The organism is Catenovulum maritimum (assembly GCF_001050375.1).
GTDB lineage: Bacteria > Pseudomonadota > Gammaproteobacteria > Enterobacterales > Alteromonadaceae > Catenovulum > Catenovulum maritimum.
Genome location: NZ_KQ130492.1, coordinates 1 through 14,187, shown reverse-complemented (window position 1 = coordinate 14,187; position 14,187 = coordinate 1). Strand labels below are relative to the sequence as shown.

Here is a 14,187-nt window from a genome sequence, read left to right as displayed (position 1 = left end):
CATGCTGAACAGTATATCTAAAACCAGTTTAATCTTGACTGCATTTGCAATTGTCACAACCGGATTAGTCACCCTAACCCATATCCTGACCAAGGATCAAATAGCGATCGAAAGAGAGAATGCAACGCTCAAAAGCATAAACCAAATTTTGCCTAAAGCTTTGTACGACAATGATATAACCAAAGATTGCTTAAATTTGCTCGATCAAAATCAAAAACCAATACGACTTTTTCGAGCACGGTTAAATGGTCAGCCAAGCGCCATTGTGGTTGAAAGCATTGCGCCAGATGGTTACAACGGCAGAATAGACTTACTTGCCGCGATTGATACAGAAGGAAAAATATTAGGTGTCAGAACCGTAGCACACAATGAAACGCCAGGTTTAGGGGATAAAATTGAAATTAAACGCTCCAGTTGGATCACCCATTTTTCAGGGTTAAGCTTAACCCAAGACAATCAAAAAAATTGGGCGGTACGTAAAGATGGCGGTACTTTTGATCAATTTACTGGGGCCACTATTACCCCAAGAGCTGTCGTTAAAAGTATTAAAAACACCCTAGCTTGGCAGCAAAGTCAGACTGAGCTTTTCAGTGCTGAAAATCAGTGTGGAGAACTAAATGAGTCCAACTAAAGATATTATCTGGCAAGGGATTTGGAAAAATAACCCAGCCATTGTCCAAATGTTAGGTTTGTGTCCACTCCTTGCGGTGACAAATACTGTTATTAATGGCCTAGGTTTAGGCATAGCAACCTTATTCGTCTTAATGGGCTCAAATATGACAGTCTCTATTGTCAGAAACTGGATCCCTAATGAAATTCGCATTCCTGTCTTTGTCATGATAATCGCCTCACTCGTCACCATAGTTCAATTGCTGATGAATGCTTATACTTACGAGCTCTATCAAACACTCGGTATTTTCATTCCTCTGATCGTAACCAACTGCGCTATTATTGGCCGTGCAGAAGCCTTTGCATCTAAAAACAACCTGACTTTATCGGCACTCGATGGCTTAATGATGGGATTAGGTTTTTTAGTTGTGCTCGTTTTGTTAGGCGCAATTAGAGAGCTAGTTGGTAACGGTACCTTATTAAGCGGTGCTGAATTATTATTTGGTGATTGGGCGAGCGATTTAACAATTCAAGCTTTTGAATTTGAACAGAACTTCCTTGTTGCTATTTTACCGCCTGGCGCCTTTATTATTATGGGACTCATCATAGCGGCGAAAAATCATTACAACCAAAAAATAGAAAATTTAGTCATAGGTAATAATGAAAAAGTTACTATTTCTCGCGCCAGAGTGACTGGTGAAAGTAGCGAAGCCTAAACCAATAAAATAAACCCATTATGAATAAAGAAAAACGACTACAAATATTAACTCGGTTAAGAGATAACAACCCAAATCCAACCACAGAGTTAGAGTTTTCGACACCATTTGAATTACTCATTGCGGTTTTACTGTCGGCGCAGGCAACCGATGTAAGTGTTAATAAAGCGACAGCTAAACTCTACCCTGTTGCCAATACACCACAAGCAATCCTAGATTTAGGGCTAGATAAGTTAAAAGACTATATTAAGACTATTGGCTTATTTAATACCAAAGCAGTCAACACAATCAAAACATGCCAAATGTTAGTCGATAAACATAATGGCGAAGTCCCAGAAGACAGAGCAGCACTAGAAGCCCTACCCGGGGTTGGCAGAAAAACCGCCAATGTCGTTTTAAACACAGCATTCGGCTGGCCGACGATTGCGGTAGATACTCATATAGATAGAGTTTCAAACCGCACTAAATTTGCGCCCGGTAAAAACGTTAAAGAAGTTGAAGAAAAGCTGCTTAAAGTAGTGCCGAAAGAGTTTAAAGTAGACGTTCACCACTGGTTAATTCTACATGGCAGATATACATGTGTTGCGCGCAAGCCAAAATGCGGCTCTTGCATTATTGAAGACTTGTGTGAGTTCAAGGATAAAACCGAATAAACGACAGCTTAGAGCGAAAAACGGATCTTAAATATGTTTCAATTCGGCCTCTGCTTACGAGTTTAAGCCGTCTAAACGTCATTATTTTTCAATCACTGTAGGTTGGGTCGAGCGAAGCGAATCCCAACAATCGAATTTAATATTGCACGAGCCAATATTTATTTGTTAACGACTTTCACTGATTAGTTAAAAGAGAATTTTAAGGTACATTATCGAAGGCCTTTTATCAAAGGCGGCTGTTACTTTTTCACTGTTAATTTGGCTGGTTCAAAGATGCTTGGGGATGCAGATAAATTTTAATCTGTTAGGCGATTTTGTTGGGGTTCGCTTCGCTCGACCCAACCTACGCGGGCTGCCTACTTGACGTGGGGAGTCATACCAACGCCGTTGTAACCGGCAAATAATAGTTGGCTAAAATTTGTGAGGCACGAACAAAGCCAACTGTTATTTGTCCGCGTTTACGACTTTGTTATGTTCACTTTTAACTTATAAAGTAAGCATTTGTTTAGGCATTTTTCAAAATTATAAATTTTTTAAACTTAACCAAAGAAAAAACCAATTAGCACTAAAGCTACCACAGAGTAAACCAAGATCAGTTGCAATTTATTAAACCTAAAGAAAAACTCGTAGCCACAAACTGGGCAGAGTCTTTTTGTATATTGAGGTGTAACTCGCTCTTCTCTAGGAACAACATCTGAATTGCATTTAGGGCATTTCAACTGATTTCACCTGTGAACATAACGAGACTGTAGAAAAACTCTCATCTCGCCTTTATAAATAAATTCAGTTTAATCTGTAACTTATTGAAAAGAAACATTGAGTTGCCAGATTTCATATGATCTAATAACTATTATTCACCTACACTGCTTATTATGGCAAATTACAAGCCTGATTACTCAAACCAGAATCAATTTATTGCCGTTGATTTTTCAGCGCAAATCCTTCCCGGTACATTCGAGTTCGCATTAAGCCACATTGTCGATAATCACTTAGATTTAACCGCGTTTGATAACCTCTATAAAAATGATAAAGGGGGGCGGCTGCATACTCGCCTGTCGTCATGCTCAAAATAATATTGTTCGCCTATTCTCGCGGTTACATTTCAAGCCGCCGGATTGTGCTTTCTATAAGTGCCTGTCCAGATAGTTCGTGAGGTTTTGTGGGGAGGAAGCCGCTAGCAAATCTGCGAGCTGATGAACAAGAACATCATATGAGGCGTAGGCTGAAGGTGAGTTGGCACAAGACAACGAAACCATGTGATCTAACGGCCACCGTAAATACGTCCAGCTAATACGATTGTTACCCCGACCCTACGTAGGTGGTTCAATACCTCTACGTTAGAGGTTGAGGGATTTTGTTAATAGGTTAAAGTTAATTAGTTGGGTGGATTATGTCACTGGACATTAAAACAGTAAAGTATGATAATGAAGGTAATTTATGGGTTTGTTATGGGCAAGGTTTTAGAATGTATGATGCAGTAGAAATTGCTTGGGTAATGTTGAAAGTTGCAAAGGATAAAGGTATTCAATTGAGTAACTTACAACTACAAAAACTTGTTTATATTGCACATGGTTATTTTTTAGCATGGAAAGATAAACCGCTAATAGCCGATGATGTAGAAGCTTGGAAATATGGCCCAGTAATTAGTAGCATATACCAGACATTTAAGACATATGGTTCATCAAAAATACCAACAGAATCAATTGAAGATTTGAAGCTAGAGGATTTAGAGGACGAAGACAAAGATGCCTTGGAATGTATTGAAGGTATTTTGGAAATGTATGGAAAGGACAGACCTGAATCTTTAATAGCTATTACTCACCAAGCAGACTCACCTTGGTACGATACTTGGGAGAGGAAAAATGGTAAAAACAAACTATTTGCCAAGATGGATAATGATTATATAAGAAAGCATTATTTGCGCGTGATGAATGACCCAGAAAGTGTTGGTGGCTTATAATGTCTTTCCCTCAAAAGAAGAAGGATATTTCTAAGGTTAGTGAAGATGAATCTATAGAAGGTATAAATAAAAATCTTGATTCAGATGAACTAAAAAGAGGTGTCAAATTAGATAATGACGGTAAACAAGTTGTCATTTGGTTAAAAGCAGGGTTATCTGTATTTGTATCCGTACTGATACTTATGTGGTTTTGTTTTATGAAATCAACAGTAAATTATTACATATATCATTACCATTTATTAGAGGATCACGTACCTGAGTCAGTAATAATCGCCACAATAACATTAGGTGCAACCATTACAGGTTTAATGGTGTGGATACTGAAAGGATTATTCGGTAGTAAAGATTAGATTTCAGAGTGACTAGCCCTATAGCTCGAATGTGAATAGAAACCTGAATGACAGGCATTGTTAAAAACAATAAATTACAATTACTTACAACTCATGTCTATTTATTTTTAATTGTTGATTTGACAAATCAGCAATTCACTCCAAACTTAACTGTATAAATAACCACATATGACTATAAATACAGTTAACTTATGGCCAAACCCAGAAGCAGTTTAATATCATTATCTGATACCCCTTATTATCATTGCATTGCACGTTGTGTCAGGCGTAGTTATTTGTGTGGCTATGATAAAACCACTAAAAAGAGTTTAAAGTAGACCTTCACCACTGGTTAATTCTACATGGCAGATATACATGTATTGCACGCAAGCCAAAATGCGGCTCTTGCATTATTGAAGACTTGTGTGAGTTCAAGGATAAAACCGATTAAATAACGGTCATTATTACAGCTCTTAACGAATAAAATGTTCTGAACAAATTTTTGATAAGAAGGAAATCAAGCCCAAAATAAAACTTGGGTTTATCTTCCGATAAGCGCTCAAGAGCGCTACCTCTTAAGAATTCCTTCAACCATCTAAATTGGTAAACCTCAACCTATGATTTAACATTTTAAACACTGGGAGCGCTTCGCTTATCACAACCTACCAGATATGAGGAATTTGAGCTGGGTAAGTGTCTAGTCAATCGCTAGCTTTTGGGCTGCTACCTGCATTGAAATCTGATCTTCTTGTTTTCACTATACCGCCTTTTTGTAGGCGTGAAGCTTGCTCACGCGTATGTAGATGAGAAGCAAATGTTAATGTTTTCTATATGTGCCTGTCCAGATAGTTCTCGTTAATTCGTTTGTTAGGTGTATGCTTGCAATATTAGCGTGCACAACGTGAAAATTGAAAAGATTGCATAAATGACAACCCAAAACCAAAAAACAACAGGTGACTCTGTGCGTTTGACCGTAATTGATTTCACTTCTATTTCGCCATTTTTTAAAGCGTGTAGACAATAAACGAGCAAAAAAGAGCATAAGAAAACGAAAAAAACTGTCGCTATAAACTCACCGTAGCCTTCAGATTTTGGAGTAAACACCAAAGCCAATAGAGTGGTAACACAACCCAAACTAAAAATAGTTTTCAAAAGTCTCGAAGTGTTCATCCTTAATACACCTAACGAGACTGTAGAAAAACTCTCATCTCGCCTTTATAAATAAATTCAGTTTAATCTGTAACTTATTGAAAAGAAACATTGAGTTGCCAGATTTCATATGATCTAATAACTATTATTCACCTACACTGCTTATTATGGCCAATTACAAGCCTGATTACTCACACCAGAATCAATTTATTGCCGTTGATTTTTCAGCGCAAATCCTTCCCGGTACATTCGAGTTCGCATTAAGCCACATTGTCGATAATCACTTAGATTTAACCGCGTTTGATAACATCTATAAAAATGATAAAGGCGGTGCGGCTGCATACTCGCCTGTCGTCATGCTCAAAATAATATTGTTCGCCTATTCTCGCGGTTACATTTCAAGCCGCCGGATTGAACAAGCCTGTCAAATCAATATCACTTTTATGGCTTTATCTGGTGACGCACAACTTCACTTCTATTGCCAGCTTTGTCGCCAATATGAGTGATTACATTGAGCCTTTATTTACTCAGGTCTTAATGATTTGTGTGCTTTCTATAAGTGCCTGTCCAGATAGTTTTAGATAGTTTTGTAATCATTAGAAGTGCGTATAGAACTTTTCAATATTGAGTCTAACAACGCCATTCCAATAAGTTTTAAATTAATAATTTCATAAACTTAAGCTTAAATTAACTAAAGTGCAACAACAATTTTAGGCTAGAAACCAAGCCAATCGTCAATACCGCCTTTTTGTAGGCGTGAAGCTTGCTCACGCGTATGTAGATGAGAAGCAAATGTTAAGATTCAAGCTAGGGCGTGTTTAGCATATCTAAATTAGCCCGCTTCATCCCATTGCGAAAAGTGCTCTATTAAAAAATCTATCGCTAATCTCACTCTTTGTGGCATAAAGCGTTTATTTGGGTAAACAATCCAGCTACTTGTCCCTTCTCCCCAAAACGGCTCAAGCACAGGCACTAATATTTGATTTGATATTGCATCTTTAAATGTACTTTTTGGCATGTAAGCTATCCCTAAAGCTTTGGTGCAGGCATCTAATACCAGATTAGCATTATTGCTACGCCAAGCGCCCTTTACTTTCACTATTTGCTTTTGCCCATCAATATTAAATTCCCAATTATCATTATTCGCCACGATACAGCTGTGATCTTTCAGCTGATTCGGGTGTTTAGGGATACCTCGCTGGTTTAGATAGTCAGGGTGTGCGACAGCCATCATAGGGCGACTCGCTAATTTTCGAGCAATTAAACTTGAATCGTCAAGCTTACCGTAGCGGATAGAAAAATCGAATCCTTCCTCCAACAAGTTCACCAAACGACTGTTTAGATCCAGTTCAATGCTTAAATCTGGATGTTGCGCCAGAAAATCCATTAACGCAGGTGCTACATAATGCTCTGCGAAACCACCTGCTGCACTCACTTTTAACGTACCACATAAACGCAGTTGCTGCTGGTTAACTTGCTCGTTAGCTTGTTGTAAACCCACCACGAGATCTTTAGCTTGTTTGTAATAGCTAGTGCCAGATTTAGTCAAGGTAACAACTCGGGTAGTTCTCGCAAGCAATACGCAGCCTAACCTTTCCTCAAGTCGAACAATTTGTCGGCTTACATGGCTAGTGCTACAACCGAGTTGTTTAGCTGCTGCAGAGAAACTTTGAGTTTCGGCCACTGCGACAAATTCAATAATGCCATCAAAGCTATCCATACGCTTTTATTATCCCCATATAGCAACAGTGTTTACCAAAAACAGATATTATCATCACAACAGTAATAATTTAAAGTAGCGATTCGCTTTTCAAATCCCTTAGGCCAACAGCAAAAAGAGACAAATGATGAAAAAAGTACTTATCCCTGTTACCAATCACGCGACACTTGGTGAAACTGATCAAGTAAATGGCACCTACTCTCCAGAACTAACACATGTTGTACATGTTATTACAGCCGCTGGTTTGGATTATGAAATTGCATCCATCAAAGGTGGGAAAGCACCTATTTATGGTACGGATATCGAAGGCGATGAGATAAATACCGAAGTGTTGGCAAATGAAGATTTCCAGCGTCGCATTAACAACACCAAAGCAGTTAGCCAATTAAAAGTGGCCGACTATGATGCCGTATTTTATCCAGGCGGCTTCGGCTTATTATCTGATCTAGCTGAAAACGAAGACTTTGCAAAACTCAGTGCCGAGCACTATCAGCAAGGTGGGATCATTGCCGCTGTATGCCATGGCCCTGCAGCATTATTACCCATTCAATTAAATAATGGCGAGGCTTTACTCGCGACAAAATCTGTTACTGGGTTTACTCGCGAAGAAGAAATTGATTATGGAACAATTAAAGACGTGCCATTTTTATTAGAAGAAGCACTAACTCGAAAAGCTGCACAGTTCAGTAAAGTTCAACCTTGGCAATCATTCATCATTGAAGATGAAGGCGTCATCACAGGTCAAAATCCTGCGAGTGCTCATGCCGTTGGCGAAGCCTTAGTTCGCCATCTTAACCGCTAGCATAAATTCACGCTCTATATGTAGTTGTATAGAGCGCTGTTTAATCACAATATCCAGCCAAATTTTATGATTTTCATTTCTTTAACTTAGAACTCGGATCGAACAACGAGGATCTGTTAATAAACTCATTTGGTCAAATATGCTTTAGCGCTTAATAGATATACCTAATAGATAAATGGGTAATGAAGGAATCAGAAAGTAAAATACCGGCCATCAAAACCAAGCTGTCAACTAAGCTTAGCTTTAAAGACCGGTATCAATATGATTAAGCGACTTGGCTTAAAACAAGATTAAATTGCGTTCACTTTTAACAGTAATACACCTTTAGATTTTAACTCGAAGCTATCACCTAGCGTGCGGCCTGTCATTAAGTCAGTGGCTGAAACTTTACCACCCGCTTTTAATCCTAAGTTTAACTTAGCGGCATGTTTACCCAAGTTATTAATATTAACTAAATAACTGCCATCAGCTTGCTTCACAACACGCCAGTTACAACCTTTATGGGCAGTGCCATTTTCTTCAGTTAACGATAATTCAGGTAAACCAGCTGCTGACTCTTTTAGCGCTAACTGACGAATTTCGTCTAAGTCAGCTTTACCATTTAAGTTAATTAGCTTGCCTTTACCTTTAGTTAAGCCTTGTTTGTGCTTTTGGCCATATTCATCTTTGCTCAAGCTTTCAGACGAATCCAGAATTACAGTACCACCTTGGTTTAGGTAAGCTTGTAATGCCGCTAATTCAGCTTTAGTCACAAACTCAGTTTTATAAACTAAGATGCTATCCCATAAACTGTTGTCTTGTTTTTTGATGATTTTTTCTGTTGCGTAACCAACAGGGAAACCATCAAAGAAGATTTTTTCGTACAGTTTAAACTGCTGAGTCATATGGTTAGGTTTGTTAATCGCCGAAGTCTCAGAATGGAATAAACGAATTGGACGACGTTGCTCACGCATTGCGACAATTTCTTCTGAGAAGCTATTGAGGTCATACATTACCTGGGTATAAGCATTCGCAATATGAGGCTGTTGATTATTTGAACCCGCAAATGATCCTGCTAAAGCTGGATCAAAAAAGTCCATTGTCCCTTCTAGTCTATCTTCTGGAGAACCATCTGGATCACGTGCCCAGAACCAAGCTAAGTTCGCATCCATACCTTGCATAGTCGCTAACCAATATACACTGTTTACATAGTCAACCGATGTATCTAGTTCACGCCACCAAGAAGCAGATAAGAAATGAGATTCAGAGTTAAAGTGGATTTTATTTGGTGAAACCGACTCCATAAAGTCGTATGAAGTTGCTAACTCTTCCCAATACCAGCCATAGTGTGACTGCCACTCTTCGTCTTTTTTGAAGTTAAGTTTACGTTTCTCACGTGTCTGCGCATCATCACCTATCATAGAAGTTAATTCGGTTAATGCTTCAACATCTATACCATGCGAGCGCGTATTTTCGCTAAACATGTTTGGCATAATTTTTAATGACGTGTGAGCTTCTGGATTACCTTTGCGTAATTCACCTTGTAAGTAGGTAAACCAGTCAATACTACGATCCATATGGTAACGATTCCAATCGTACCAAATTGGTGTACCACGTGTAGCACGGTCAATTGGGATCTCTATTTCAACAGAGTCGAAATCAGCAAAATTACTGCCCCAGTTATCGTTTAATTGGCTAATTTCACCTGCGTACTTTTTGTTTAGCCAAGTGCGGAATTTATTTAAAGTGTATGAAGAAATTGAATTCATTTCTTTAAATTGGTGGCTCCAATGATTTTTTTCAGAGTACCAATGTGGTTCGTTAGATAAAATGTACCCCATACGAGAGACTTTTTTATCTTTGGTTAATTCACCTGTTTTCTTGGCGATTTTACCCCAAGTTTCACGTACCAGCGGGTTATCTATGTCGTAACCAGTAAATAGTGAACGACCTTTGCGCGCTTCTGGCTCTTGTTGTTCAATCCACTCTGGTAAACCCATATTCCAATAAATTAAGAAACCAATATTTTCATCTGAAATACCCGTAACTTCTTTCATTAACTCTTCGTTCCAACTGCCATCTTCATTTAGTAGGAATGAGTTAATCGCTCTGTCATGGTCTACGGGATATAGGTTTTCACCACCGTGGTAAATCGCCCCTAAGTGATCATTATAGACACGCTCGTCAGATAATGGACGACCAACAGATTTAGAGAAATAGTCATACAGGAAAATAGGTTTACCTTCACTGACAAACATATTGTCGCCAGCGACGGTATTTTGCCAATCCACTTTGCGAACTGGCCGACGCGTAATTTCACCGCTAATCACTTGTGATAGCTCTTCAATACCTGCATCCAAAATTTCAATGACTTTAGTTCGTTGAAAATCAGGGATTTGATCTGCTAATTCATCTTTTTGATTTCTGTAAGGACCATACGCTTCAAACATATAAGCAACTGCATCGCGATTTTGCTCGTCCCAATTTGCATATTTTAAAAACTCTTTAGCAAACCAAATGACAGTCTCTTCACGAGTAACGTCTAAAGACTTAGCTTGTGCGTCAGCCATTAAAGATTCAAGCTGCTTTATTTTTCCAAGCGCTGTTTTTTCTAGCTCACTGACAGCCATAGTTGCACTTTGCGTTTCTGGTTTACTAACACTTTGAGAAGTAGCAGTTCTATCACCACAGCCAGACAATGCTGCAGCTAAACTTAACACACAAGGTAAAACAATTGACTTGTATGAGTTAGTGGTCTGTATTTTCGACATAGCTTTACTCTTTATAATCAAACAATAAGTTAACAACTGAAATCAGTTTACGTATACATATTTCTAGATTATCTAACAATAAAATTCAAAATACCACCAATATATAGATATGATGTTTATATTTATTAAAACATTTGAGCATATTAAATTGGAAACACTGCGATTTATATTATAAAACGCCTTAAGCTGGAATTTTTTACCTTTAAAATCAGATCTATGTCGACAATCCCAAGTCAAAACTCAAACTAGCTGAAATAAAACACCTAAACAATTGGTCTCATTAGCAGTCAAAATTAAATTATGGAATCAAAATGTTTAAACATTTATTTAAAGCTTTTTATATCTGTGCCGCTCTTTACACGTCTTCTGTTTATGCTGAAGATGTACCTAAAACAGAAGTGATTGGGGTGTTGTATTACGCTGACTGGTGTGGCAGTTGTAAAGTGTTAGATCCCAAGATAGAGCAAGCTAAAAAAGGGTTAGCCGCAACTCATGCTCCAATTTTATTTGTTCAATTAGATCTAACAAATGAACAAACTAGGTATCAATCTGAATTACTGGTTAACTCACTTTCACTTGAGTCGTCTTACGCTAAATACGGTGGTAAAACGGGTTTTATGCTTTTACTCGATGCAGATTCAAAGCAGGTTATCGCTCGCTTAACTAAAAATTTGGATACTGCTGATATTTCAAAAGCAATTAATCAAGCTTTAATTCAAGCGAAAGGTTAAGGTAAAAGAGAAAGGTTAAAGACAAAATAATCAATTTACCATCAAAGCATATGAACTAAACCATATATATATATGGTTTAGTTCAGTAACATATCAAAAGTAGTGTTAACTATCAGCAGCCGATAACTTTAATAAACTGCTGCTCACTTCCCCAGCTTTGGCCTCTACTTTAATCTCGCCAGTCCCTGTTGCTTGGATAATCAATAAAGCTTTACCTTTATCAGTGGTTATCTTATTTGACTGAAAAGTTTGCACGCTATCCGGTGCGCCGTTATCCACGCCTAATATTTTAGCCGGTCCTGTGACAGAAAAAACAATACTCTGTTCTTCAAACGAAATTGGATTACCATTTTGATCTGCTAGTTGAACTTCGATGTGGGCAACACTGTTTTGATCCAATTTTAATTCCGCTTTATCCGTGTTGACTAAGATTTGGCTAAACCCACCCGCGGTTTTAATTTCATCTATGGCATCACAATTACCTAAGCCTTTTGCGGTTAATTGACCTGCTTGATATGGCACCGCCCATTTCAAAATATGATCCGGTGCATCTGCTAACTTTTGCACACCTTGAGATTTATCATTTAAGAATAACTCAACCGCATCACAGTTAGTATAAGCCTCAATGGCGACTAACTGCTTATCTTGATATTGCCAATATCGATTTACATCGTGCCATATCCAAACATATTGTTGCCAAGCGCCTGGCTTTTTCTCAACGACTTGTTGCTGGTCATCTAGAGTGTAAAGTGATTTTTCTAAAGTTTGAGTCGCTAAATAAACATGAGGTGTCTCATCCCATAAGGTTTTCATCATATGGAAAGAAGGTTTTTCAAACCCAGCAAGATCCATTAAGCCACTTGCCAGCGATTTAGTTGGCCATTTGTTGTGTGTTTCGCCCATGTAATCAATGCCTGTCCATAAGAATGTGCCTGCAATAAAATCTCTTTCTTCAATCGCTTTCCATTCATGCCACTGGGCTACGTTTTCTGTTCCCATTATCATCTTGTCAGGGAATAATTCATGGCCATAATCGTAAATAACACGTCGATAGCTGTAACCAATAACATCGAGTGCATCTGTGTAACCAGAAATATGGCTCACCGAAGGTAAGATCAAATTAGCAGTAACAGGACGGCTAGTATCAAGCTCTTTGACCCAAGCAGACAATTTTTTAGCTGTTTTGGCTAAAACGTAACCCTCTTCTTTACTCGTGTGAAAGCGCATTTTAATTTCTTCCGGTGAAATAAAAGGTGGATTGAAGAAATAATTACCATTGGCATTCATATCAAAATAGCCAGTCGCTTTGGCGTATCTTGGGTAAGTCCACTCTATTTCATTACCGATACTCCACATAATAACAGATGGATGGTTGCGATCTCTCAGCACAGCATTTTTTAAGTCTCTTTCGCCATGCGCTTGGAAGTATTCTGTATAGCCTCGGCTAATATAATCAGAGTGGCGTTCTTGTTGGTTTAGACGCTTATCTTTCGGGTTATCATATTCGTCAAAGATCTCAGCTTGAACTAACAAGCCTAACTCATCACATAAAGCCATAAAACGATCAGAAGCTGGATTATGAGCAGTTCTTACTGCATTTACTCCTGCTTGTTTTAATTTTATTAAGCGACGCTTCCAAACATCATCAGGTACTGCTGCCCCAACTAAGCCAGCATCGTGATGTAAATTAACCCCTTTAATTTTGATATTTCGACCATTTAAGAAGAAGCCTTTATCTTTATCAAAACGTATTGTGCGAAAACCAAAAGGCGTGTGGTATTCGTCAAGTACAGTGCCTGCTTGGCTAATGCTCGTTTTAACCTGATAAAGCACTGCCGAATCTAAATCCCACAATTTTGGCTTTTTAACTGCTAAGTTGTGAGTTATTTTGGTGTTTTTTGCTGATGCAATAATATGGGTCGCTGTGTGTTGGCTCACCATTTTGCCTTGAGCATCAAAAATTTCATTTTTAATATCAAATGTCTGCGATGTGTCGTGCTGATTCGAGACAGTTATTTCGATTTCAACATCGGCACTTTCTTGTGTGATTTTCGGCGTAGTTACATAACTTCCCCATATAGGAATATGAAGTTGATTAGTTGAAATGAGATTAACGTCTCGATATATACCCGAGCCCGTATACCAACGACTGTCGATATATCTGGAACGATCAACTCGAATCGCAATCACATTATCTTGCCCAACAGGGTTTAAGTGCTTTGTAATATCCAAATAAAATGGTGAATAACCATAATATTGCTTATGTAGTTCAGTACCATTTAACCAAATAGTGGCGTGATTATATATTCCATCAAATAACATAAAGTGATTATTTAATTGATTATTCGGCGTTTGAAAATGTTTGCGGTACCAGCCAATGCCTGCAGGTAAATATCCTGTCGCACCATCTGTATTTTCTTGGGTAAATGCAAACTCAACGCTCCAGTCATGTGGCACACTCAACTCGCGCCAGGTACTGTCATCAAAATCAACCGCTTTGTAATTTGTGTCATCTTTTAACTGGAATAACCAGTTATGGTTAAAATTTGCAGACACCCTAGGTTTGGCTTTAACGCTCGTTTTAAGTTTATCTATTCCAATATTAGATTGTTCGCAAGCCATTAACATAAAACTAATGCAAATCATTAAACATGCATATAACTGTTTTTTCATTCTGCTACCCTATTATTTCATCTTTTACTTTGTCTTATTTATTGTTTGGTGTGTGCAATACTTATAAACAACCTAACAATCAATGTAGAGCTAAA

10 protein-coding genes and 4 pseudogenes are annotated in these 14,187 nt (G+C 38.2%); 11 read left to right on the top strand and 3 right to left on the bottom strand.

What is annotated here, in order from left to right; translation table 11 throughout:
• The first annotated feature begins 1 nt into the window (after position 1).
• The 9 genes and pseudogenes from rsxG to XM47_RS11550 form a co-directional block, all read left to right on the top strand.
• Positions 2-631 carry an electron transport complex subunit RsxG gene (gene rsxG / locus XM47_RS11580; protein WP_048692656.1) on the top strand — a complete coding sequence of 210 codons (630 nt, stop codon included), beginning with the start codon at positions 2-4 and terminating at the stop codon, positions 629-631.
• Positions 618-1,325 (top strand): electron transport complex subunit E, encoded by a 708-nt coding sequence (locus XM47_RS11575; protein ID WP_048692655.1) that lies wholly within the window; start codon positions 618-620, stop codon positions 1,323-1,325. The genes rsxG and XM47_RS11575 overlap by 14 nt, the downstream gene beginning before the upstream one ends.
• Before the next feature lie 20 nt (positions 1,326-1,345).
• Entirely contained in the window at positions 1,346-1,978 is a 633-nt protein-coding gene (gene nth, locus XM47_RS11570; RefSeq protein WP_048692654.1) for an endonuclease III, read from the top strand.
• An 872-nt stretch (positions 1,979-2,850) separates the two neighbouring features.
• Positions 2,851-3,095: pseudogene (locus tag XM47_RS18880) on the top strand (transposase); the annotation flags it as partial.
• 273 nt (positions 3,096-3,368) lie between these two features.
• A complete protein-coding gene (locus tag XM47_RS18730) occupies positions 3,369-3,938 on the top strand; it encodes a Panacea domain-containing protein (protein ID WP_053084554.1) in 570 nt (189 codons plus the stop codon).
• A complete protein-coding gene (locus XM47_RS11560) occupies positions 3,938-4,288 on the top strand; it encodes a hypothetical protein (protein WP_048692653.1) in 351 nt (116 codons plus the stop codon). The genes XM47_RS18730 and XM47_RS11560 overlap by 1 nt, the downstream gene beginning before the upstream one ends.
• A gap of 191 nt (positions 4,289-4,479) precedes the next feature.
• Positions 4,480-4,596 (top strand): annotated as a pseudogene (locus XM47_RS19370) (transposase); the annotation flags it as partial.
• Positions 4,593-4,718 (top strand): annotated as a pseudogene (locus tag XM47_RS18875) (endonuclease III); the annotation flags it as partial. The pseudogenes XM47_RS19370 and XM47_RS18875, both read left to right, overlap by 4 nt.
• An 865-nt stretch (positions 4,719-5,583) precedes the next feature.
• Positions 5,584-5,962 (top strand): annotated as a pseudogene (locus tag XM47_RS11550) (transposase); the annotation flags it as partial.
• 286 nt (positions 5,963-6,248) lie between these two features.
• On the opposite strand, the gene XM47_RS11545 reads toward XM47_RS11550, so the two are convergent.
• Positions 6,249-7,136, bottom strand: a complete 888-nt coding sequence (locus tag XM47_RS11545) for a LysR family transcriptional regulator (protein ID WP_048692647.1) — start codon at positions 7,134-7,136, stop codon at positions 6,249-6,251.
• Positions 7,137-7,263: 127 nt separating this feature from the next.
• Here XM47_RS11545 and XM47_RS11540 point away from each other — a divergent pair, with 127 nt between their 5' ends.
• Positions 7,264-7,938: a type 1 glutamine amidotransferase domain-containing protein gene (locus XM47_RS11540; protein ID WP_048692646.1), complete on the top strand. Its 675-nt coding sequence runs from the start codon at positions 7,264-7,266 to the stop codon at positions 7,936-7,938.
• 290 nt (positions 7,939-8,228) lie between these two features.
• Here the strand turns inward: XM47_RS11540 and XM47_RS11535 are convergent, their stop codons facing one another.
• Positions 8,229-10,688: an alpha-amylase family protein gene (locus tag XM47_RS11535; protein WP_053084553.1), complete on the bottom strand. Its 2,460-nt coding sequence runs from the start codon at positions 10,686-10,688 to the stop codon at positions 8,229-8,231.
• 311 nt (positions 10,689-10,999) lie between these two features.
• On the opposite strand from XM47_RS11535, the gene XM47_RS11530 reads away from it, so the two are divergent.
• Positions 11,000-11,419, top strand: coding sequence for a thioredoxin domain-containing protein (locus XM47_RS11530; RefSeq protein WP_048692644.1), 420 nt, complete (start codon positions 11,000-11,002; stop codon positions 11,417-11,419).
• A gap of 105 nt (positions 11,420-11,524) precedes the next feature.
• Here XM47_RS11530 and XM47_RS11525 read toward each other — a convergent pair whose 3' ends face one another.
• The gene (locus tag XM47_RS11525) at positions 11,525-14,092 is read right to left on the bottom strand and encodes a glycoside hydrolase family 2 (RefSeq protein WP_077066549.1); all 2,568 of its coding nucleotides are present in this window, start codon (positions 14,090-14,092) and stop codon (positions 11,525-11,527) included.
• Positions 14,093-14,187 lie beyond the last annotated feature (95 nt).